The organism is Streptomyces natalensis ATCC 27448, assembly GCF_000935125.1.
Classification (GTDB): domain Bacteria; phylum Actinomycetota; class Actinomycetes; order Streptomycetales; family Streptomycetaceae; genus Streptomyces; species Streptomyces natalensis.
Window position 1 is genome coordinate 62,711 of record NZ_JRKI01000012.1, and the last position, 20,845, is coordinate 83,555.

Below are 20,845 nucleotides of genomic sequence, written 5' to 3' on the forward strand. Positions count from 1 at the left end.
CCTCGCCAGGCCCGAGCTATACCGATGCGCCCCTGGTGCGGCACTACGCCCTGCCAACCCCCGGCTTGCCCGGTTGGTCGACAGGGGGCGTCTCCCTGGAGCGATGATCTTGATACCGGGGCGATTGGTCGGTGGCCGGCGCACGACGGTCCCTCACAGGCCGACGAGCGGCAGGCCGCAGAGCAATACGGCGCACCGCGCGCATGTCGCGGACCACCGCCACCACACACCAGGTGAACGAAGTACAGCCGATGCCGGCACCGCGCTGCACCTGCTCCAGGCCCCCTCACCCGCTCACCCGCCACAGTCACGCACACATGACGCGACCCCTCCGGCCTCAGCTGACGGCCTGCCGGGACAGCCAGGCCCGGTCGGTCTTTCCGTTGGCGCTGAGCGGAAACCGGTCGAAGACCCGGCACTGGTCGGGGACGCGCGCCGGGTCCAGCAGCGTGCCGAGGTGGCGCAGCACCTCGGCCGGCGTCAGCGTCGTGACCACGCAGAGCACCATGTCCCGGCGGTCGGTGGGTGGCAGCAGCACCGCATGGTCCACCCCTGGTATGTCCCGGGCGGCGGACTCGATCTCGGCGGCGCTGGTGCGCACGCCGTGGCGCTTGAACATGTCGTCGCCGCGACCGTGGAAGTAGAGGTAGCCGTCGCTGTCAAGGTGCCCGAAGTCCCCGGTGTGCAGCCGCACTTCGCCGGTCTGCGGATCGCTCCTGAAGCGCGCTGCGGTCAGCTCGGGCGCCCGCCAGTACCCGGCCATCACGTGCGGTCCGCTGACCACGATCTCGCCCGTCTCGCCGGGTGCGGCGGGGACGCCGTCCGCGGTCAGGATGCGGATACGCGTGCCGTCGAGCGAGCGGCCTACGGAGCCGGGCCTGCGCCGGTCGCCGTCGACCTCCAGTACGGAGATCCGCTTGCACTCGGTGGTTCCGTACATCAGCTGGATGCCCGCGCGGGGGAAGTGCTCGCGCAGTTGGGCGAGCACCGCGTGGGGGAGCTCTTCGCCGGTGTTGGTGAACAGGCGGATCCGGCTCGGTCCGGGGTCGCGCCGGGCGCTGTGCAGGAGCATGGTCGCGAGCGAGGGCACCAACGGCACCACGGTGGCGCCGCACTCCCGCGCGACGGCGGCCAGCCGCAGATCCGCCGCCTGAGAGAGCAGCACCAGACGGGCCCCGGCCAGAGCACACAGGAAGACCTGGTAGAGGCCGTAATCGAAGGCGAGGGGCAAGCGGCAGAGGACGATGTCGTCCGTCTGGTAGCGCAGCCGCGCCGCGACAGCCCGGGTTGCCCACAGCACCCTCTCGTGTGGGGAGACGACCGCTTTGGGCGCGGCGGTGCTGCCAGAGGTGTAGATCAGCAGTGCGGTGTCTGCCGGGGCGGCTTCGGCGCGGGTGTGCGGCGCCGGGCCGCCCGGTCGCCGGACCTCCGCCCAGACCTCTTGCAGGCTGCGTGCCGTGGCCGCTGTCTCGTCGGGGGGCGTCCGGTCGGTGATGACCAGGCGGGGTTGGGCGTCCGCGACGACCTGGCCCAGTTGGTACGCCGTTGTCGCGGGGCCGAGCGGTACGAAGACCGCCCCCGCCCGCAGACAGCCGTAGAGCATGGCGACGAACTCGCGGCTCGCGGTGGCGCGCACCACCACACGGTCCCCGGCGGACACGCCCGAGTGGTGCAGCCACTGTGCGAACCTCCGGCTGTGGTCGGCGAGTTGGGCGTAGCTCCAGTCGCCGTGGTCGTCGGTCACGGCGAGCTCGCCGCCGCGGGCAGCCGCCGCGTGGTCCAGCACATCGACGACATGGCACAGGGCCGGCCCCTGCCGCACCTCGGCGGTCACGGTGTCGGCTCCTGGGAGAACAGCCGGCTCAGGACCGCCCACAAGGTGCCGGCGGTGCGGAAGGTCTCGCGGTGGAGGCTGTCGTCCGGAAACCGCACGTCATATGTCTGTTCCACAGTGCTCAGCAGCTCGACCGCGGCCATGGAGTCGATACCGAGGTCGACGAGTTCGGCATCGGGGGGCAGCGGCTCGTCCGGGGAGAGATAGGGCAGCGCAGCGCGCAGCAGTGCCTCGAACCGGTCATCCCACGGCATCGTCTTCCCACTCCCTGTCGACGGGCACACGTATCAGCTCCAGGCGGGACGCGGAGACGACGCTCCTGCCGCGTACCACCAGCTCGGTCGGGGCGGGCCTGCTGAGGAAGCCGAGCAGGCCGGTGGTCAGGCCGTAGGCGCCGACGTTCGGGATCGCGATCCGGTCGCCGGGCCGCAGCCGCGGTACCGGCACCTCCCGCCCGAGCAGGTCGGCCGGAGTGCACAGCGGCCCGACGATGCGTGCCGACGTCACGGCAGGGCCGAGGACCTCGGCTCCGCCGGATGCGTCGGCCGCCCGTGGGATACCGACGGGCTCCACGGACAGCGGAAGCAGCCGCCCCGTCCCGGAGAGTCCTCCGAGCGCGTTGATCCCCGCGTCGAGCACGACGAACTGCTTTCCCTTGCTGTTCTTGACCTCGGTGACGGTGCAGATCAGCGTGCCGCAGTCGGCGACGAGATATCTGCCGGACTCGAAGGCGATCACGGGGGCTCCCGTGCGCCAGGCCGGGAACCGCAGATCGAGTTCCTGCCGGAGTGCCTGTGCCAGGCCGGGATAGCCGGGCCGCCGGCCGGACTGCGTGTACGGAGCGGCGAAGCCGCCGCCGAGATCCAGCATCCGCGGTGCCAACCCGTACTGGTCACACACCGCGGCGGCAGTAGCGATACTGCGACGGAGTTCCTGGATCAGGCTCGGTTCGTCGATGGCGTTGGTCATCGAGAACAGGTGGAGGCCGGTGAGGTCGATCCGCGGACACCGCGCGGCCACTGCGAGCGCGGGGCCGAGGAGTTCCAGATCGATCCCGAACTGCGAGGGTGAACCGGTCATATGCATGCCGCCGGCCGGGGCCGCACGCTCTCCGTTCACGCGCAGCAGCACACCGGCCCGGCGGCCCTCGACGGCCGCGATGCGATCGATCCGCCGCAGTTCGTGCGCTGATTCCACGGAGAAGTCGAGGACCCCGTGCCGCAGGGCGTGCGCGATCTCGCCGTCCGTCTTTCCGGGCCCCGTGTACAGGCATTCGGCGCCGCGGAACCCGGCACCGAGCGCGCAGGCCAGCTCTCCCGCCGAGCTGATCTCCGCGCGGCAGCCGGCGGTCCGCAGTGCCCGTACGACGTCCTCGTGCGGGTTGGCCTTGAGGGAGTAGTAGACGAGGCTCGGTGCCGGAAGCGCCGCGCGCAGGTCTTCCGCGGCGGCCGTCACCCGGTCCAGGTCGTACACGTACACAGGGCCGGGATGGCACCGGGCCAGCTGCTCGTCCCACGCCGCAGCGTCCAGGTCAGTCATGCGCATCGAAGCGGTCGCGCAGGGAGGACAGGAACGCCCAGTAGGGCGCGCTGCCGGGCGGCTGCCCGTCAAGGACGTCCGCGAGCATGATGCGGTGCCGAGGCTCGGCCCGGCTCACCCGGACGCTGTTGGTGACATCCGGTGCCGGGCAGGTCACCAGATGGCTGGTGCGGATGCCGTCGGCGTCGTTGAGGGCACGGGCCTGGGCGACGCACTTGATCTGCTGCACATTCTCGACCACCAGCACATGTGCGGTGTCGACGCCCGCCAGCGCCTCGATGACGGGCCGGCGGTAGTGCGAGATGTTGGACCGGTAGTAGTCGTAGAGGTAGGTGAAACGGGTCCCCCGCGGATACGGGAGGTCGTCGGCGAGGCGGTGCAGGCCGTCGAGGGCGTCCTGGGCAACGCGGTGGTGGTCCGCCGCGGTCTGTGCCCTGATGGTGGCCCATGCGACCGGGTCACCGGTGCGTACAAAGGTCGCGTCGACCCGGCCCCGTGCCCAACGGGTTCCGAGGCCGGCCACGTGCTCGGCGACCCGTTGCCAGTCCGCGCACCGCTCCTCGCCGCTGGGCACCAGGTGCGTCTCCTCCCCGCTCCCGAGGAAACTGACCATCGGCAGTCCGAGCGCCTCCGCTACATGGAGCCCGATCAGGAGATCGCCCGCGACGGAGGCGGTGAGCCCGGATATCCGCCCCGACGAGTGGTCGATGCACGGCGAGGCCAGCACACAGGTCGCGGCGCGCCAGTCGGCGGCTCCCAGGAGACCGACCACCGGCACCTGTGTGCTGATCTCGTCGTCCGCCGGCCGCAGCCCGAGCCGCCGGAGGTGGGGCTCGCGGTCCGGGTACATGCCGTGCATCGCGTCGGCGACCCAGGCCAGTGGGCCGTAGGAACCCTGCACAGGGGGGTGGCTCATCCGGAAAGACCTCCGCCTCTCAGCTCTCGTAGGTCGCGGCGACATGGCGCGCGCCCCGTCCGCGCTCCGACGCCGCTGTCCTGTGGCAGTCGAACCTGACGCGCTCCTTGAGCAGGTCCCGGGTCGCCGCGCAGACCGGCCAGGCCACATCGACACGCGGGATCGCGCGCGAGGCGAGGGCGTCCTTGAGCGGCCCGCTGCCGCCGAGCAGGTCGTACGTCGCGATACCGCTGCCGTGCCACCGGCGGTGCAGGCCGATGGTGGTCAGGAACGCGCCGGGAGACCGCCTGGCGAAGGTCTCGGCGTAGGAACTCTGCATGCCGTAGACCACGTCGCCGACGCGCATTTCCAAGAAGTACGCGGCCGGTTCTCCCCCGGCCGTCGCGAGAGTGAGCAGGCACTCGTCCCGCATCAGCAGCGCGCGGTAGAACGCCAGCTCCCCTTCGTCGAGATGGGTGCCCCATCGCGCTTTCCAGGACCGTCGCTCGACGTTTTCCACCACGTCGATCGCGGCCTCGCCTCGAACCGTGGTCACCTCGAACTCACGGTCCCAGCGCCGGACCCGGCGCCAGAATGTCCGGCCGAAATGCCGTTGTGCTCCGATCAGCATGTCCTCGCCGTTGTCGTGCCAGTCGATGACCGGATTCGGCAGGCGTACCACCACTGCGGTGTCCGGCTGATCGGCCAGGCACTCGACGACCGGGGCGTGGCGTTCCGTCTCGTGCAGATGAAAGGCCCTGGCGCCGATTCTCTCCACGGCCCGGAGCAGCTGCGCGCGCAGCAGGTCCGCGTCGCGGAAAGGCTGGTTGGACAGAAAGGGCTCGCGGGGGATGAGCGTGCTGATGACGCCGTTTCGGCGATGCCGAAGAACACCGATGGACATACCGCCGTCCCCTTCGATGACCAACAGCGCCACCTCATGCCGTCCGACGGCTTCGATGCGCGCGGCGAGGGCGGCCGGCTGCCAGTACGGCAGGTGCGCGCCGCCCGACCACAGGTCGTTCACCTCGGACGAGCTCAGCAGTCCGAGGATCTCCTCCCCGGTCACGAGCAGGCTCACTTTCATCGCACGCTCCCGCGGTCGCGTCAGGACAGCCAGCCGCTCAGGCCGATGATTTCCTGAGCGATCTCGTCAAGTTCGCGGTCCGCGTCGATCAGATGATCCCCGATCCCGTTGCGGGCCATGATGTCGGTGAGTTCTTTCGCCCTGGCGAGGTTGCGGTCGAGTCCCCGGCCGCGCTCCCTTTGGCGCATACGGCCTTCCAGCGTGGCCTCGTCCACGTGCAGCCGGTAGACCGTGATGTCGGCGCCCGGCACCGCTTGTTCGATGAGCCGGATGTCCTCATGGCTTTCCACGATTCCGCTCAGGACCAGCCGGTCGGCGCCGGCTTCGCGGAAGTTGGCCCACACCGCTGCGAGGTTCTTGGCGCCGAGTGTCCGGTTGAAGCGGTCACGGGAGTCGGGAACGTAACACCAGCGGATGTTGTCCATGTCGATCAGGGCGTGGGCGACCTTGCGTTCCCTCAGGATTTCGCGGATCTCCCAGCCGGTGACGGTCTTGCCGGTGCCGGAAGGCCCCGTGATCACGATGACGGGCACATGTGCCATAGCGCTGCAATTCCAATCGTCAATGCCATGAGAAGGGTGCCGTGGCCTGGTCCGGTGGCTCGGGAGCACCTCTCGGTTCCGGCAGCTGTGCGGTGTTCAGGGCGATTGCCTTCGTCAGTGTCAGGTTTTCGTCCACTTCCAGCAGGTGGAAGCGCCCTTGGTCGTGTCGGAAGACCCGGTTGCGCTCCAAGGGCACGCCGAGCAGATGGCACAGCAACCAGCTCGACGGGCCGCCGTGCGAGACGACGAGCACCCGCTCGGCGCCGAGCGCCGCGGCCTCCCGCACCACCGACCTCATCGCCGCGACGAAGCGCCGGCTCGCCGCGCGTACCGAGTCCTCCCCGGGAGGATCGACCAGGTCGGTCGAGACGCGTGCCAGCGCGGTCTGCGCCGGCCCGATCCGCGCCGCGATCTGCGGCAGTGTGAGGCCCGCCAGGGAGGGGAACGAGCGCTCCCCCAGGTCTTTGTGGAGACGGGCGTCGAGGCCGAGTCCGGTGCCCGCGAGGGTCCAGGTCTCCACCGCGCGGCGCAGCGGGGAACACCAGACGGCGTCGGGCGCGAAACGGCGCAGGACGGGGCGCAGGGCAGCGGCGTGCGTCCGCCCGCGCTCGGTCAGAATCCGGCGGTCGTCGGGCAGGTAGACCTCCGAGGAGCTGATCGCCGCGGTGTGCCGGAGGAAGGCCAGGATCATCCGGCCCCCTGGCTCACCGGCGCCGGAGCCGAGTGCTCCGCGAGCACTTCGGTGAGGCGCTGCACCACCTGGTGTGCTCCGCGGCCGCCCGTCCGGCCGAGCAGGCCGCCCCAGTCCCGTACCCCACGGGAGTGCTCGATGGCGGTGGTGATGTCCCGGTGCAGTCGTTGCCGCACCCAGGAGTGTGTCTGTCGTGCGGCGCGCTCGATCGCCCCGTAGACGACTGTCAGGGCCGCGTGTTCACCCTGTGCGCGTACGGCGTCGACCTGCCGCGGGTCGAGGACCTCCGACGGCCACGGCACCCGGCAGGCCGCGTCGACCGCCGCGGCGAAGCGGTTCCCGTTGAGGATCTGGCTGACGTTCTGCGGCGGGAGGCAGACGGTGGGCAGGCGCCGCTGGCCGGCCTCCAGCAACGTGGTCAGGCCCGGCGAGGTCACCAGCAGCTGAGCCCGGTCGAGCAGGTCCAGGAACTCCTCGTGGGAGCGCGGACCGGCGTTCACCGCGACACCCGGGGTGGTGTCCTGCTCCGGAAGCATGGCGGTGTCGACGTTCCCGCAGATCTCCACGGTGTGGAATCCGGCGTCGGACAGCGCCCGGACGGCCGGTTCCGCCACCAGCCGGGGGTAGGCGTGGGCGCTGCCCTCACCGAAGGGCGAATGCAGCCCGCCGAAGTTGAGCACGGCCAGGCCGGGCGTGCCTGCCCGGCGGGTGGGCGGCGGGGCGCTGAGGATCGCCTCGGTCCACGTCAGCCGCTCTATTCTGCGCAGCGGTTCCCAACAGGTCCGGGGAAGGGACTCGCACAGCTGGGCGCAGTAGCGGGTCGCGTCGTGGGGGATCGTGTCGTTGCCGGTCCACAGGTAGGGCAGGCTGTCCACGAATACCGTGGGGCAGCCCGCTGCGAGCAGGGCCGCGGCGAACTCCGAGTCCAGTACGACCAGGGCGGCGGTCACCCCGTGCCGTCGCAGCAGGTTCCGCAGTTCGCCGGTGGTGCTCGGCCACTGGTCGTACCACGTGTCCACCGGCAGCTGTGCGAGCAGGGACCGGCCGAGCACCGTGCCGACGCCGATGAGCCTCGGTGGGTGTGCGGTGCGGGCCGTGAGTTCGGTCAGGACGGCGTGCAGCTTTCCGGCGCTCCCCCAGCCGAAGTCGTGCCCGCGGAAGACGACCGTGGACCGGGCGGCGCCGGCCGGTGCCGGGACGTCATGCCACGTCGGCGGCACCGGCCTGTCTTTGCCGGCCATGGTCAGGCACCTTCCGTGCCGGGTGCGGACGGCGCCGGCGTACGGCCGACGCACAGCGTCATGTCCCCCAGGTCCAGCAGACGGGCGGGGGTCCGCAGATGGCGCAGGAGCGGATAGGTGGCCCTGGCCCAGCCGGGCGCGTCCGGGCACTCCGCGAGCGTCTCCGCCAGTTCGCGGGCCCGGTAGGCGGCGTCGCGTTCCTGGTGGCTGAAGGTGACGGCGTCGAAGCCGGCGCGACGGAGCATGGCGCGCAGCGAGCGTCGGCCGAAGTAGGTGAGGTGGCTGGGGGGTGCGAGGAACTCCCAGGTGTGCAGCACGGGGGCGAATATTGTCCGGCTCACGGCGTGGACGAGGCCGTCGGCCCTCGGTGTCGAGATGAGCAGCACGCCGCCGGGGCGAAGGACCCGTGCTGCCGCCCGGACGACGTGGAAGGGGTTCACCATGTGTTCGAGGGAGCTGAGGATGGTCACCGCGTCGAATCGGCGGTCGAAGTCGATGTCGGGCAGGTCCCCTTGGTAGACCGTCAGCCCGTAGTGGTCGGTGGCGTAGGTCAGGGCGAGCCCGTCGATGTCCGCCCCGGCCGCGTCGTATCCGCGGTCGCGCAGGAGTGCCGCGAAGTGCCCGTGGTCGCATCCGACGTCGAGGACGGATTGGCCGGGCGGGACGTTGGCCAGTACCGCTGCCACCGACGGCGCGTACTTGCGCCGGATCACCTCGGGCGGGTACGGCTTCCATATGCGTTTGTTGTAGTAGGCCCACATGTCCTGTGCGGTCGGCATCGGATCGACCCAGAGGAAACCGCAGGCCAGGCACTCGGCGATGCGGAAGCCGCGCCGCCAGGTGGCCGGTCGGGTGCTTGGGGACCCACAGGCCTCGCATGGGCGCACGTCCGAGTGCGCGGGATGGGAGGCGCGGACGAGCGCAGCCGCCTGCTCACGCGTCAGCGGGGCTTCTCCGTCCCGCAGGCCGAGGTGCAGGGCGTCCGTGGCGGCCTCGTCGTCACCGGGGGTGCCGGCCGTGGGGTCGTCGACAGTCACATGGCCTCCTGGTCGAAGGTGATGACCACCTTCCGGATGGCCTTGATCGTGTCGTCGATGTCCTCTTCGTCCAGCCCCGGTCCCATCTCGATGCAGATCTGCCGGGACAGCACGTCCCGTGCGAGGGGCGCGGTGTGTGCGCCGTAGTCGGGACGGTGTTCCGAAGGCAGCGCCCGGTAGAGGGAGGGGCGCTGCTCGCGGATCCAGTCGATGTCGAGCAGGTGCGGGTGGGAGGGGTCGCAGCCCACGTTCTCGGCGCGGACGGCGTCCACGACGGCGTTTCGGTGCGGGGCGAGCCGGGCCGGCAGCAGGGCGTTCTGTTTGAAGTACGCATGGGTGCTGCCGGGAGCCACCTCGGGGAACTCCAGTCCGAGGTCGGCGAGGCCCGCGCGCAGCCGCTCGGCGAGCGCGGCCCTGGTCCGCAGCTCGGTGTCCAGCCTGGACAGCTGCCAGCGTCCGAGCACCGCCTGGATCTCCGTCATGTTGTAGCTGAAGCCCATCTCCCGGTAGTCGAACCAGCCGGTGCCCTTGCCTTTGTGCGCCAGTGCCCGCGCGGTGTCGGCGAACTGCTCGTCGTCGGTGATCACGATGCCGCCCTCGCCGACGGCAATGTGCTTGCGGCAGCAGAGACTGAAGGCCGCGGCGAGACCGAATGTGCCGGTTTTCGTGCCGTCCCAGAGGGCGCCGTGCGCTTGGCCGCAGTCCTCGATGAGGGTGAGCCCGTGCTGCCGTGCCAGCGTGGCCAGTTCGGTCATCGGGCAGGGCTGTCCGTACATGTGCACCGGCACGATCGCGCTCGTGCGGTCGCTGATCTTACGGGCGCAGTCGGCGGGATCCATCGCCCAGCGGGCCGGGTCGATGTCGACGATCACGGGGACCAGGCCGGCCTGGATCAGCGCGGACAGCGCCGATACATAGGCGTTGGCGGGTACCAGCACTTCGCTGTGCTCGGGCAGCCGGGCGGCAAGGTAGGCGATGTGCAGGCTCGCGGTCCCCGAACTGACCGCGACGGCATGGCGCCTGCCGAACCACGCGGCGTAGGCCGCCTCGAATTCGGCGACCTTCGTGCCGCCGTAGAACCTGGCGAGCTGGCCGCTGTCCAGGACGCGGAGGGCCTCTTCCTTGGCGGCCTCCACGATGACCGGATCCGCCGCCTTCTTCCTCGCGCGGACCGGGGGGCCACCGTTGATGGCGAGCATGCCGGAGTCCGGCCTGGTGTTGGTGGTCACAGTGATTCCTCGGGTGCGACAGGAGCGGCCAATTCCCTCAGGACATGGTTCATCGCTTTGGAACTCGGGTCGCACCGGGCGCACGACCTGTTCGTGCCGGTGGCGCAGCGGGCCCGCAGGCTGTGGGCGTCCAGGCTGTTCCACGCGTCCCGCGCACGCCACTGGAGGACGTTTCCGACCGGCGGATCGGCGTAGACGAGCATGTTGCACCCGAAGATGTCGCCGGTCTCACCGCGCACATACGAGGTGAAGGCCGGCACCGTGCAGGGCGCGGGCCCGGCGTCGAGAAAGGGGTCATCGGCCGCGACCATCCGGGTCCCCGCCGAAGCCATCCGATCCCTCAGCCTCGGGATGAGTTCCCGCATGCGCGCCCGCTGAACGGCGCTGGGCCGGAGCGCGTCGTCGCCCCGGACCGGGATGAGGTGCCACCACGACGGGGGGTTGGGCTGCGCGCGGAGCGTTTCGCCCAGCGATGCGAGGTCGTCCGCCCCCAGCGCCTGAAGCACCGTATTGACGCCGTAGTCCAGCTTCGCTTCGCGGAGGTGCCCGATGGCCTCCATGCAACGGTCGAACAGCCCCGGGGTGTCTCGTATCCGGTCGTGCTTCTCGCGCAGCGCGTCGACGCTCAGCACCATCTCCTGGCATCCGCCATCGATCAGGGCGCGGATTTTGCCGGGGCCGAGAATGCGCCCGTTGGAGATGACGGAGACGCGAACGCCGTCCGCAGCGGCCTGACTCACGAGTTCCGGCAGCTCGGCGAAGAGCAGTGGTTCACCGCCGGTGAAGCGCACCGCCCGTGGTTGCAGGGACAGCACCGCCGACAGCACATTCCGGTAGTGGGTGAGTGACAGGCCGGTCCTCGGGGCGAGCCAGCACTCACACATATTGCAGCGGGCATTGCAGTTGTCGAACAGCCCGAAGTAGACCAGTTCCATGGAGGTTGGTGCGGCTAACGGAAGTGGTGCATCCATGTCTCGGCCCCCTGGCACGAAGATCCTCTCAGCAGCAGAAGGAATTCGTCGCCGAAGTCGTCGGTCACTGCTGCTGACCAGACACCGGGCCGACGTTAACATCGATTTCCAATCGCCCACAACCGTCCTTACTGGCCAGGCTCGTCCGGGTCATGACCTTGACACGCACTTCGGATCATTCGAAGCTGGCAGTCGACCCGCCATCTTCCGTAATGACGAGTAAAAATCGGGGGACGCCCATGCGGAATCCGCCATTCGCCCTTCCTCACCGGGCAGAACACCGGGTATCCCGAGGCGGGACGTCGCCCCGGAAGGCGCCACGACGCTCGCCCCTCACACGTTGTGACGTCCCGGCAAATGAGGGCGCAAAATTTCCGTCATAGGAACGAAAAATTCCTGTCGCGGGTGTCGGATTCACCGAAGAACTCACGCCCTGCGTGCTGCACGGGGTCGTCAACGCACCCGCGGCAACGGAGAATCGGCGCCCACCACACAACCGAAAGCTTCCACAACGGAGGGAACCTCCCGGTGAGCCACCCCGAATCGCTTCCCTTGCCCGCCGACGAGCCATTACAGCCCGGCGGGAGCAAGCCTCTGGTCTTCGTCGGCGGCCCCTTCAAAGGGCTGCTCGACCCGGCGACGGGGCTTCTTCCGGAGCGCCACCGCAGCAACTACCGTGCCCTTATTGATCACTTCGCGGGGCTGGGGTTCGAGGTCGACAACGCCCATCGCCGGGAAGCCTGGGGGGCCGAGGTCATGACCCCGGACGTGTGCACCCGGCTGGACTATCTCGCACTGCGCAAGGCCGTACTCTTCGTGGCGTATCCCGGTGATCCGCCCTCCCCGGGCACGATGGTGGAGATCGGCTGGATGTCGGCCATGGCCAAGCCCATGATTCTCCTCATCGAACGAGGTCAGGAAGTGCCGCCGCTCGTCGCGGGAGTGCACACCATTGCGCCGGTCAGGTACCTCGCCGTCGAGGCCGGCAGCTTCGACCCGGACGAACTCAACCGGTGCACCACCGAGTTGCTCGGTCCGGTCGTCCCCGTCGGCGGCCGGGTCGAGCTCGCGATGCCACGCACCTGAGACCGGCAAACGAACTGACGGATTCGGGGGTGTGGTTGTGCCGAAAGTTCTTCCCGTGCTGGTGAAGTGGATCGAAAAGCAGATGGTCCACCACTCTCACTTCGATGACAGCCCGTTCATCTCGGAATCGGCGTTCCCGTGGAGCCGTGGACTCGAAGGCAACTGGCGTGACATCAGAGCCGAACTCGACGCCCTGCTGGAGCACCGCGAAGCGCTGCCCAATTTCCAGGACATCTCCACAGACCAACGCCGCATCACCAACGACAACCAATGGAAGACCTATTTCTTCTACGGTTACGGGTTCCGGTTCGACGCCAACTGCGAGCGGTGCCCGCGGACGGCTGAACTGCTGGCCCGGATCCCCGGTCTGAAAACGGCCTTCTTCTCGATCCTCGGACCCCACAAACACGTGCCACCGCACCGCGGCCCGTACAAGGGTGTGGTCCGCTATCACCTCGCGCTGAAGATCCCGTCTCCCGAGAACGCCTGCGGTATTCGCGTCGGCGGACAAGAGGCACATTGGAATGAGGGGACCGGGATGTTCTTCGACGACACCTACGTACATGAAGCGTGGAACGGGACCGATGAGGACCGTGCCGTGCTGTTCATGGATGTCGTACGGCCGATGGCCTTTCCGTACTCCCTGGTCAACAACTTGGTGATCCAGGGGATCGCTCGGAGCCGGTTCGTCCAGGAGGCCAAGGGAAATCAGGACGCCTGGGAGCGGCGCTTCGCTCAGTTGCTCGAACGGAAGTAGCGGCCCTGCCCGGCTCAAGGAGAGGACAGTTCGTGGTGACACCAGGAAAGCGGGTCGCCTTACGCGCTCTGGAACCCGAGGACGCGGAGGTGCTCTATGCATGGTTCCAGGAGGAGTACTTCCGTGACATGTTCGGCTACCGCTACCCGGTGGGCCGCGCCGGCTGGCGGGACTGGATCGACAGACACGGAAAGCCCTCGTACCACGACGCGACCTTCATGCTGTGCTCGACCGAGGACGGCGTCGCCCTGGGGCTCGGTGCGCTGCGCAATCCCGGCTCCGAGGACAGGTCGGCCGAGGTCTCGCTGGCACTCGGCGACGTCAGCACCCGGGGGCTGGGACTCGGCCGCGAAGCCGCGCTGCTGATGGCCGAATTCGGCTTCCACGTCATGGGACTTCGCCGCATCTACGCCTGGGTCCTCGCGCAGAACCTGCCCGCGGCCGCCGCCTGCCAGGCGGCCGGCGCCGTCCAGGAGGGGGTCGCGCGCAAGGCCCGGCTGGTCAATGGCGTCCCGGTCGACGCAGTGCTCTACGGCGTCCTTGCCGAGGAGTTCGCCGAGCGGATGCGGGTGCTCGATCAGCAGTCGGACGCCTCCCAGGTCTGACCGCCGCGATGAGTGAGAACCCGGTCCCGGTGCCCGGCCCGGCCCGGGCCGGCGCCCGCCCGGGCCGGCCCCGGTTCAGCCGTGACTTCTGGCTGCTGTGGTTCGGGCAGGGAGTCTCCAGCCTGGGCTCGGCGGCCAGCGATCTGGCCTATCCCCTGCTCGTGCTGCAACTCGGCGGGACCCCGTTCAAGGCCGGCCTCGTGGGGCTGGTGAGCACGGGGTCGCGACTGCTGCTGCGCCTGGTGGCAGGACTGGTGGTCGACGTCTGCTCCAGGAAGCGCGTACTGATCTGGTGCGACGTCGGCCGGGCCGTCACGGCCGGTGGCCTTGCCGCGGCGGTCCTCACCGCAACGGCGGGCTATCCCCTCATCCTGGGTGCGGCCTTCCTCGAAGGTGCGTTCTCGGTGTTCTTCTTCTCGGCGGAACGCGCGGTGCTCCCGTACCTCGTCCCACGCGCGCGGCTGAGCGAGGCGATCGCGCACAACCAGGTCTACCTCCAGGCCGCGACGATCGCCGGCGCGCCCGTCGGCGGGTTTCTGTTCTCGCTGGGAGCCGCGGTGCCGTTCCTCGTCGACACCGGCTCCTACCTCGTGTCGCTCGCCGCCGTGCTGGGCATCACCACCCGCCTCTCCGGCGCGGAGCACCAGGTGCAGCTGGTCACGTCGGAACTGTTCCAGGGCATGCGGTGGGTCTGGCGCGACCGGCCGGGCCGGGCGAGTCTGGCTTATCTCTGCGCCATCAACGCCATCGTCGCGGCGATGCCGTTGGGGGTCATCGTCGGTCTGCGTACGGCCGGAGTCACACCGGCGGTCATCGGGATACTGCTGGCATGCGGCGGTATCGGCGGGGTCGCCGGGGCGCTGGCCGTGCCGCAGCTGCGCGCGAAGTACCGCGACGGAGCCCTGCTGGTCGCCCTGGGGTGGCTGTGGCCCCCGATGCTCGCGGTCCTCGCCGTCAGCTCGGCACCCTGGGCCGTGGCGATCGTGATCTTTGTGCTGGCCACGACGATCGCGCCGACACAGAGCATCATCTTCGGCTATCAGACGGCGCACGCACCGGACGAGTTGCAGGGCCGCGTGCACTCGGCGGTGAACCTGCTCAGCAATGCCGTCACGCCGTTGGCGCCGGCGGCCGTGGGAGCGCTGGTGACCTGGGGCGGCTACCCCGCGACCGGTGCGGCGCTGGCCGTGGGCGCGCTCGCGATGATGGCGTGCGCCACCACATCCCGTTCCATCCGACAGTTCTCGAACCGCTGAGGAGCACAAGTGTCCCACTACGACACGTTCGCACAGGCTTATACCGGAGGGCTGGAGAGCATCCTGTCCCAGGGTGCCAAGGTCCCGTCCGTGCAGGATCCGCTGTCCAAGGCCTCCGGCTTCGGCATTCAGGACAGGCCCTACCGCGAGCTGCTCGCACACACCTTACGCATCGGCTCACCACGGTCCTGCCTGGCCTTCACGCCCCTGCTGCCGGTCCATCTCCCCTACTGCTTCGGCCTGGCGGCATGGTCGCTGGACGGCAGGGACGATGTCGGCACACCCGCCTACTACCGCCGCGGCGCCTACGAATACTCCGACGACCAGCACACGCTGAGCGGGGCGTTCGGCCGACGGCTGCACGCCGCGGCGGAGGGAGACCAGCTGGCAGCGATCATTGAGCGGATCCGGCGTGACCCGGCACATCGCAGGACGTTCGCAGTCATCCTCAATCCCGCGGACCACTTCACACAGTCCCGCGAGCACCCCTGCGCCGCCGGCGTCCAGCTCTTCCTGCGAGACGGCGCGCTCACCTGGATCACCGTGATGCGGGCGCAGCAGGCCCTGACCGTGCTTCCCTACGACGCCTTCTTGTTCATGGTGATGCACCAGGTTGCCGCCGCCCTGCTGGATGCCGCCTGCGGTCCCTACATCCACCAGTCCGGCACCTTCCATGTCTACGAGAACGAGATCGAGTTGGCCGGCAAACTGATCTCACAACAGGTGACACCGGTGGAGCTGCCCGCCCTGCCCGGCGGCCCGGACGACGTGCGCGCCGCCGTACGGGAACTTGTGGACCTCGAACGGGGACTGCGTACGGCGGTCGAAGCGGGTGACAGCGCGGCCGTGGACCGCTTCGCCGCCACGAAAGCGTCCTTCGGCTTCACCGAGGTCGCCAGGGCCTGCCTCACCACCTTCGCCTACCGCAAACTCGGCGATGCCGGGACCGTCGTCCACAGCCCCGCGGTCACTCCTGAGGTCGCCCGTCTCATCGCGGCGATCTGACCCGCGGACGGAGAGGAGGAGAGCGAGTGGCCGGTCACCAGGGTCTCCCGCCGCGCGGCTTCGTCACCGGTTCCGGCCGCTGCGGTACGACATCTCTCGCCGCGGCCCTCGACCGCACGGCCGTCTCCCGCGCGGGCACCCGCGTCCGCGAGTTGGAAGGAGACGGTGCGCAACGACTGGCCGAAGGGCACGGTTGATCGTCCGCAAGGAACGCCGGCATCCTGGCGCCCAGTTGAGCTTCACCGACGCCGACGGGATGCGGCTGACGTGCTTCGCCACCAACAGCAAGGACACCTCGATCGCCGCGCTGGAGCTACTGCACCGCCGGCGCGCCCGGGCCGAGGGCCGCATCCGAGCCGCCCTCACCACCAGCCTGCGCAACCTGCCTCATAGCTCGGCCTCTGTCCGACCCAAGAACAGGAAGCAGGAATGTCCGAGCGCGACGTGAACCACCCCTTCGCTGTCGCCAGCTATGACACTTAGGACTCCTGACAAAAGTGGTGGGCTCGACCTGGTCAGCAGTAGGTGCCGTGCACGAGGCCACCGGGTAGTGGGACGCGGTCAGCCGCGCAATCGCACGCGATAAACCCGGCGACATCGACGGTCATCCCGGGATACTGGACGCCATGGATGAGGTCAAGGTCGTCGTCGCCCATTCCGAGCGCGCGACCCTGCGCGTCGGCGACATGTTCCTGAAGGTGGACGCCGATCAGGCGCGCATCGCCGTCGAGGTCGAGGCGATGGCCCTGGCGCCGGTCCCGACCCCGGAGGTCCTGTGGCGCAAGCCGCCCGTGCTCGCGATCGCCGCGGTCCCGGGGACGGCGCTCGGCCGCCTCGGCGAGCCGTCGACCGCATCGTCGGCGGCGTGGGCCGCGGCGGGTGCCGCCATCCGGAAGTTGCACGACGCGCCGTTGCCGCCCTGGCCCGGCCGGGGCGGCCGGGGCCTCGACGAGTTGGCGGCGGATCTCGACGGCGAGTGCGAGCGGCTCGTGACGAACGGCGTCCTGCCCGCCGACCTGGTCACCCGCAACCGCCAGGTCGCCGAGGCCGCGCTCCGGCCGTGGACTCCGGTGTTCACACACGGCGACCTGCAGATCACTCACGTGTTCGTCGACGGCGACGAAATCACGGGCATCATCGACTGGTCCGAGGCGAGCCAGGGTGACGCCCTGTTCGACCTCGCCATCTTGACGCTCGGACACGAGGAGCGCCTCGGCGACGTCGTCGCCGGCTATGGCACCGACGTCGACCTCGAAGTGATCCGCGCGTGGTGGTCGTTGCGAAGCCTGCTGGCGGTTCGCTGGCTGGTCGAGCACGGCTTCGACCCGTTCGCGCCGGGCTGTGAGGTCGACGTGCTGAGATCCCGGATGTGAGGCTGCGCGGGCCCCACTGCTACGAGCGCGTACTGACCGCATCGATCAGGCCATCTCCCGGTGTGGCTGACAGTTCTGCGCCGTGAACGAGGTCTCGCTCCGGACGGAGGAGTTGCTGTTCCTGTCGGCTCCAGAGATTGCGGTGATCAACAGAGCCAGCCTCCCAACAATCGCACTCTCAAAAATGAGTTGTCCGGACAGCCGAGATCTCCTCAAGATCTTCCTATGACCACGACTATCGTCTTCCTGCCTCTGGCATCCACCGGCCGATCGGTGCGCGTCCAGCAGCAGCTGGGCCGACTGCGAAGGCCGACGCTCGCGCACTCGTGATCGCCGCCCTGGTCGCGGGGCTCCTCGCCGGCTACGGCATCGCCGTGCCCGTGGGAGCGGTGGGGACGTACCTGGTAGCTCTGACAGCCCGAACCTCTCTGAAGGTTGGCGCTTGTGCCGCACTGGGTGTCGCAACCGCCGACGGCCTCTATGCGCTGATCGCCGTGCTCGGAGGCTCCGCGATCATCCCTGCAATCGAACCGATCATGGTTCCCCTGCGATGGGTCTCGGCCTTGGTGCTCATCGCGCTGGCGGCCCGCAGCGGCGTCACGTCGATCAGCCAGTACCGCACCCGGCAGGCGACACCTCAGACCGACGAGGTCCCCCTCAAGCCCGTACGGGCCTATATGAGACTGCTGGGGATCACGATGACGAATCCTATGACCGTGATCTACTTTGCGGCGCTCGTGCTCGGCAGTCAGACCACAGCGGCTCCAGGCCACCTCGAACAGGCCCTGTTCGTCTTCGCGGCCTTCGCAGCATCCGCCAGCTGGCAGCTGCTTCTCGCTGGCGGCGGAGCACTGCTCGGCCGAACTTTGGCCAGCAGCCGCGGGCGGCTCGTCACCGCGATAGCCTCCAGCGCCCTGATCACCACACTCGCCGCTCATCTGCTCATCTCAGCGCCATGACCAGGTCCGGCTGTGGAGCGATCACTCAACGTGCACGCCTCACAAGAGTTGAGCCAGAACCTGAGTTTGGGAGGCATCGGGTCTCATGCCAGGACAGCATCGGGATGCTCTTGGTGAAAGGTGCTGGTCATGCCGCGGATGTCGAACGTCGAGCTGTACGCGGCGATCCGGCGTGACCATCGCGGCGGCATTCCATACGGGAGCTTGAGTGCAAGCGCGGCGTGACGTGGCGGACGGTGCGGGAGGCGTCACGCCGCAGGCCCCGGCCAGGCGGCCGGGACCTGCTCCCCTTCAAGGCCAAGCCCAGCGCCCACCACGGTCCTGCCGGGACCGGGGCCGCTCTCGCGCCCACTGATGCCGATGCCTGTCAGCGTGGGCGGCAGATTGACTCGGCCGCTGGGCCTTCCCTCGCGCTACCCGGACATGTGCGGGTGTCGCACAGCTCTTCAGGCGGCTTGGGTGAGTTCGGCGCGGCCGAACAAGAGCGCGTAGCCGGAGGGGAGCTGGTGCAGGATGCGGGTGAGCAGTTCGGGGCCGGCCAGGGCTGCGACGGTGGCCAGGACGGAGCCGGTGTCCCAGCGGGTGACGGCCACGGTGGTGCCGGTCCGGGCCGCAAGGTCTTTGACGAACGCCCAGCCCGTCAGGGGCTCGGTGTCGGGGATCTGTTCGGTCAGGAGGCGTGCGGCTTCCAGGGGCAGGCGGGCGGCCAGTTCGACGCGTTCATCGCCCGTCAGCTGGCGTCCAAGTCCCGAAAGGACCAGGCGGACGGCTTCCTCGGCCCGTTCCCGGGTGGGGTAGGCGCCGTCGTAACGGACCTTCTCCAGCATCTGGTCGAACGTCATCTGGGGCAGGTGCTGGAGCGGTGCGGGCCGGTCGGGCATCACTGCGGTGGTTGCCTTTCTGCCGTCGAGGTCGTGTGCCGGTGCCCGGCGGGGTGTGCGGACACCAGGTGTGTGGGTGCTCAGGTGGGCTGGGGGCGGCCGAAGAGCAAGTCGTAGCCCGTGGGGAGCTGGAGCAGGATCTGCTGGAGCAGGGCGTCGCCGACAGCGTCGGCGACCGTGCTCAGGACGGCGCTGACGTCCCAGGCCGCGGTCCGCTCAGTGGCTCCCTCGATCCAGGCCGCCGTCGCCCGCACGAACCGCTCCGGTGGCAGCGGCTCGGCGCTCTGCAGCGGGTTGAGCAGGATCAGGGCGAAGTCTTCCGGCAGGCGCGCCGCCAGCTGGGCACGTACCTCGCCGACCAGGTGCGCGCCCAGCAGGGCGAGCACCACACGGGCCGCCCGTTCTGCTTCCTGCCGGCTCCCGTACTCGCCGCGTTCCTTCACATGGTCGAGGAACGCTTCCCATCGCAGGGTCACGTCGACCGCCACCCTTCTTCAGTACCGGTGCGGAGGACGGGTGAGCGGGAGATCAGGTGCCCGTCCTCCGCCACTGACCGGCCCGGTTTCCCGGCTCAGCCGGAGATCTCCCTGCGGGAGGATTCCCCACCAACGGCGATCTTGCGGGGCTTGGCGCGCTCGGCGATCGGGATGCGCAAGGTGAGCACCCCGGCGTCGTAGTCGGCCTTGATGTGCTCGGTGTCCAGCGTGTCGGCCAGCACGATCTGGCGGGAGAAAACGCCCAGCGGCCGCTCCGACAGTTCCATCTGTACGTCGTCGGCCTTTGTCACGGGCCGGCGCTCGGCCCTGACGGTCAACATGTTCCGCTCGACGTCGATGTCGATCGCCTCCGCGCTGACGCCGGGGAGGTCGAAGGCCACCACGTATTCGTCACCCTCGCGGTAGGCGTCCATCGCCATCGCGGACGGCCGCGACCAGGTGCCCGGGCTCATCAGCTGCTGAGTCAGCCGGTCGAGTTCACGGAAGGGGTCAGTGCGCATCAACATCGCGAAACACCTCCAGAAGGTTCGGGCAGTAGCTGCCAATGCGCCTCACTGAAACTGTTGTAACATGTCATCCAATGGATGACAAACATGGCGTCGTCGAAACGATGACAATCTTGAAGGAGGCGCCCATGGCAGCAGCCGACCAGCCCGCCTCTTCCAGCACCGATGCCCAGAGCCCGGCTTCGTTCCTCGCTGCCGCGGCGGCACTGGAAACCATCAACAGCGCCCTGCGCGCCGCCCAGCACGAGGCCCCCGGCACCCCCGGCGGCGAGGGCGCCGGCCCGGAGCAGGCGCTGGCCTCCCTCCTGCTGCTGCGACAGGTGCGCGAGCAGCTCGCCGGATGGGAAACCGACCTGATCGAAACAGCCCGCCACGCAGGCGCCAGCTGGGCCGACCTCGCCCACCCCCTCGGCGTCGCCAGCCGCCAGGCCGCCGAACGGCGCTACCTGCGCAACCGGCCCGGCCCCGCCGGAACCACCGGCGAACAACGCGTCCAGGCCACCCGCGAACGCCGCGCCGCCGACCGCACCATCGCCACCTGGGCCCGCCACAACGCCGCCGACCTGCGCCGCATCGCCGGCCAGATCACCGCCCTCACCGACCTCCCCACCGCCGCCCACCTCCCGCTCAGCCAACTCGATGCGGCTCTCGCCCAGGACGACCCCGCCGCCCTTGTCCGCCCCCTGAACACCACCCGCCCCCACCTGACCGCCGCCCACCCCGACATCGCCGCCCGACTCGACAGCCTCACCAACTCCGCCACGGCCGCAGCCACTGCCCCCGACTGACCGATGCACAGCGCCGCATGACGGCGCTCAAGGGCGAGCAGCAGGAGTTGCCCCCCCCCCCCCCCC

22 protein-coding genes and 1 pseudogene are annotated in these 20,845 nt (G+C 69.4%); 9 read left to right on the forward strand and 14 right to left on the reverse strand.

Annotated elements, in window-relative coordinates:
- Positions 1–337: 337 nt before the first annotated feature.
- From SNA_RS10125 to SNA_RS10175, 11 genes are read right to left on the reverse strand one after another with little or no spacing between them, the layout of a single operon-like run.
- On the reverse strand, positions 338–1,834 hold the full coding sequence (locus SNA_RS10125; protein ID WP_241779594.1) for a class I adenylate-forming enzyme family protein: 1,497 nt from the start codon (positions 1,832–1,834) through the stop codon (positions 338–340).
- On the reverse strand, positions 1,831–2,088 hold the full coding sequence (locus SNA_RS10130; protein ID WP_030063759.1) for an acyl carrier protein: 258 nt from the start codon (positions 2,086–2,088) through the stop codon (positions 1,831–1,833). Before SNA_RS10130 ends, SNA_RS10125 begins: the two co-directional genes overlap by 4 nt.
- Entirely contained in the window at positions 2,075–3,373 is a 1,299-nt protein-coding gene (locus SNA_RS10135; protein ID WP_044364404.1) for a type III PLP-dependent enzyme domain-containing protein, read from the reverse strand. Before SNA_RS10135 ends, SNA_RS10130 begins: the two co-directional genes overlap by 14 nt.
- A complete protein-coding gene (locus SNA_RS10140; protein ID WP_157879881.1) occupies positions 3,366–4,289 on the reverse strand; it encodes a hypothetical protein in 924 nt (307 codons plus the stop codon). Before SNA_RS10140 ends, SNA_RS10135 begins: the two co-directional genes overlap by 8 nt.
- A gap of 19 nt (positions 4,290–4,308) precedes the next feature.
- Entirely contained in the window at positions 4,309–5,355 is a 1,047-nt protein-coding gene (locus SNA_RS10145; protein WP_044364390.1) for a GNAT family N-acetyltransferase, read from the reverse strand.
- A 20-nt stretch (positions 5,356–5,375) separates the two neighbouring features.
- Entirely contained in the window at positions 5,376–5,897 is a 522-nt protein-coding gene (locus SNA_RS10150; protein WP_030063763.1) for an AAA family ATPase, read from the reverse strand.
- Between the two features lie 19 nt (positions 5,898–5,916).
- Positions 5,917–6,588 carry a histidine phosphatase family protein gene (locus SNA_RS38225; RefSeq protein WP_051877115.1) on the reverse strand — a complete coding sequence of 224 codons (672 nt, stop codon included), beginning with the start codon at positions 6,586–6,588 and terminating at the stop codon, positions 5,917–5,919.
- Entirely contained in the window at positions 6,585–7,829 is a 1,245-nt protein-coding gene (locus tag SNA_RS10160; RefSeq protein ID WP_157879882.1) for a hydroxymethylcytosylglucuronate/cytosylglucuronate synthase, read from the reverse strand. Before SNA_RS10160 ends, SNA_RS38225 begins: the two co-directional genes overlap by 4 nt.
- A gap of 2 nt (positions 7,830–7,831) precedes the next feature.
- Positions 7,832–8,866: a class I SAM-dependent methyltransferase gene (locus SNA_RS10165; protein ID WP_030063766.1), complete on the reverse strand. Its 1,035-nt coding sequence runs from the start codon at positions 8,864–8,866 to the stop codon at positions 7,832–7,834.
- Entirely contained in the window at positions 8,863–10,095 is a 1,233-nt protein-coding gene (locus SNA_RS10170; RefSeq protein WP_051877117.1) for a DegT/DnrJ/EryC1/StrS family aminotransferase, read from the reverse strand. The genes SNA_RS10165 and SNA_RS10170 overlap by 4 nt, the downstream gene beginning before the upstream one ends.
- Positions 10,092–11,066 (reverse strand): radical SAM protein, encoded by a 975-nt coding sequence (locus SNA_RS10175; protein ID WP_157879883.1) that lies wholly within the window; start codon positions 11,064–11,066, stop codon positions 10,092–10,094. The genes SNA_RS10170 and SNA_RS10175 overlap by 4 nt, the downstream gene beginning before the upstream one ends.
- A 528-nt stretch (positions 11,067–11,594) precedes the next feature.
- Here SNA_RS10175 and SNA_RS38230 point away from each other — a divergent pair.
- The 8 genes and pseudogenes from SNA_RS38230 to SNA_RS10215 all read left to right on the forward strand — a co-directional run bounded on the left by SNA_RS38230 (position 11,595) and on the right by SNA_RS10215 (position 18,107).
- Positions 11,595–12,152, forward strand: a complete 558-nt coding sequence (locus SNA_RS38230) for a TIR domain-containing protein (RefSeq protein ID WP_051877118.1) — start codon at positions 11,595–11,597, stop codon at positions 12,150–12,152.
- Between the two features lie 55 nt (positions 12,153–12,207).
- Complete coding sequence (locus tag SNA_RS10185; protein WP_198535015.1) at positions 12,208–12,909, forward strand: aspartyl/asparaginyl beta-hydroxylase domain-containing protein; 702 nt, start codon at positions 12,208–12,210, stop codon at positions 12,907–12,909.
- Positions 12,910–12,941: 32 nt separating this feature from the next.
- Positions 12,942–13,514 (forward strand): GNAT family N-acetyltransferase, encoded by a 573-nt coding sequence (locus SNA_RS38235; protein WP_051877119.1) that lies wholly within the window; start codon positions 12,942–12,944, stop codon positions 13,512–13,514.
- 8 nt (positions 13,515–13,522) lie between these two features.
- Positions 13,523–14,770, forward strand: a complete 1,248-nt coding sequence (locus tag SNA_RS10195) for an MFS transporter (protein WP_030063772.1) — start codon at positions 13,523–13,525, stop codon at positions 14,768–14,770.
- 9 nt (positions 14,771–14,779) lie between these two features.
- Positions 14,780–15,775, forward strand: coding sequence for a thymidylate synthase (locus SNA_RS10200; protein WP_051877120.1), 996 nt, complete (start codon positions 14,780–14,782; stop codon positions 15,773–15,775).
- Between the two features lie 177 nt (positions 15,776–15,952).
- Positions 15,953–16,163: pseudogene (locus tag SNA_RS10205) on the forward strand (IS1380 family transposase); the annotation flags it as partial.
- Positions 16,164–16,401: 238 nt separating this feature from the next.
- The gene (locus SNA_RS10210; RefSeq protein ID WP_044364392.1) at positions 16,402–17,148 is read left to right on the forward strand and encodes a phosphotransferase family protein; all 747 of its coding nucleotides are present in this window, start codon (positions 16,402–16,404) and stop codon (positions 17,146–17,148) included.
- 326 nt (positions 17,149–17,474) lie between these two features.
- Positions 17,475–18,107 (forward strand): LysE family transporter, encoded by a 633-nt coding sequence (locus SNA_RS10215; RefSeq protein WP_030063775.1) that lies wholly within the window; start codon positions 17,475–17,477, stop codon positions 18,105–18,107.
- Between the two features lie 446 nt (positions 18,108–18,553).
- Here SNA_RS10215 and SNA_RS10220 read toward each other — a convergent pair whose 3' ends face one another.
- The 3 genes from SNA_RS10220 to SNA_RS10230 all read right to left on the reverse strand — a co-directional run bounded on the left by SNA_RS10220 (position 18,554) and on the right by SNA_RS10230 (position 19,991).
- Complete coding sequence (locus SNA_RS10220; RefSeq protein WP_104531948.1) at positions 18,554–18,988, reverse strand: DUF2267 domain-containing protein; 435 nt, start codon at positions 18,986–18,988, stop codon at positions 18,554–18,556.
- An 80-nt stretch (positions 18,989–19,068) separates the two neighbouring features.
- Positions 19,069–19,464 carry a DUF2267 domain-containing protein gene (locus SNA_RS10225; protein WP_044364427.1) on the reverse strand — a complete coding sequence of 132 codons (396 nt, stop codon included), beginning with the start codon at positions 19,462–19,464 and terminating at the stop codon, positions 19,069–19,071.
- Positions 19,465–19,559: 95 nt separating this feature from the next.
- Positions 19,560–19,991, reverse strand: a complete 432-nt coding sequence (locus SNA_RS10230; RefSeq protein WP_030073222.1) for an Hsp20/alpha crystallin family protein — start codon at positions 19,989–19,991, stop codon at positions 19,560–19,562.
- A gap of 128 nt (positions 19,992–20,119) precedes the next feature.
- On the opposite strand from SNA_RS10230, the gene SNA_RS10235 reads away from it, so the two are divergent.
- Positions 20,120–20,779, forward strand: a complete 660-nt coding sequence (locus SNA_RS10235) for a hypothetical protein (protein ID WP_030073220.1) — start codon at positions 20,120–20,122, stop codon at positions 20,777–20,779.
- Positions 20,780–20,845: the final 66 nt, after the last annotated feature.

Excerpts from the sequence above, each read along its gene's own strand:
- SNA_RS10130 (WP_030063759.1), bottom strand. The coding sequence starts at position 2,088 with ATGCCGTGGGATGACCGGTTCGAGGCACTGCTGCGCGCTGCGCTGCCC.
- SNA_RS10135 (WP_044364404.1), bottom strand. The coding sequence starts at position 3,373 with ATGACTGACCTGGACGCTGCGGCGTGGGACGAGCAGCTGGCCCGGTGC.
- SNA_RS10140 (WP_157879881.1), bottom strand. The coding sequence starts at position 4,289 with ATGAGCCACCCCCCTGTGCAGGGTTCCTACGGCCCACTGGCCTGGGTC.
- SNA_RS10145 (WP_044364390.1), bottom strand. The coding sequence starts at position 5,355 with ATGAAAGTGAGCCTGCTCGTGACCGGGGAGGAGATCCTCGGACTGCTG.
- SNA_RS10150 (WP_030063763.1), bottom strand. The coding sequence starts at position 5,897 with ATGGCACATGTGCCCGTCATCGTGATCACGGGGCCTTCCGGCACCGGC.
- SNA_RS38225 (WP_051877115.1), bottom strand. The coding sequence starts at position 6,588 with ATGATCCTGGCCTTCCTCCGGCACACCGCGGCGATCAGCTCCTCGGAG.
- SNA_RS10160 (WP_157879882.1), bottom strand. The coding sequence starts at position 7,829 with ATGGCCGGCAAAGACAGGCCGGTGCCGCCGACGTGGCATGACGTCCCG.
- SNA_RS10175 (WP_157879883.1), bottom strand. The coding sequence starts at position 11,066 with ATGGATGCACCACTTCCGTTAGCCGCACCAACCTCCATGGAACTGGTC.
- SNA_RS10195 (WP_030063772.1), top strand. The coding sequence starts at position 13,523 with ATGAGTGAGAACCCGGTCCCGGTGCCCGGCCCGGCCCGGGCCGGCGCC.
- SNA_RS10210 (WP_044364392.1), top strand. The coding sequence starts at position 16,402 with ATGGATGAGGTCAAGGTCGTCGTCGCCCATTCCGAGCGCGCGACCCTG.
- SNA_RS10220 (WP_104531948.1), bottom strand. The coding sequence starts at position 18,988 with ATGCCCGACCGGCCCGCACCGCTCCAGCACCTGCCCCAGATGACGTTC.
- SNA_RS10230 (WP_030073222.1), bottom strand. The coding sequence starts at position 19,991 with ATGTTGATGCGCACTGACCCCTTCCGTGAACTCGACCGGCTGACTCAG.
- SNA_RS10235 (WP_030073220.1), top strand. The coding sequence starts at position 20,120 with ATGGCAGCAGCCGACCAGCCCGCCTCTTCCAGCACCGATGCCCAGAGC.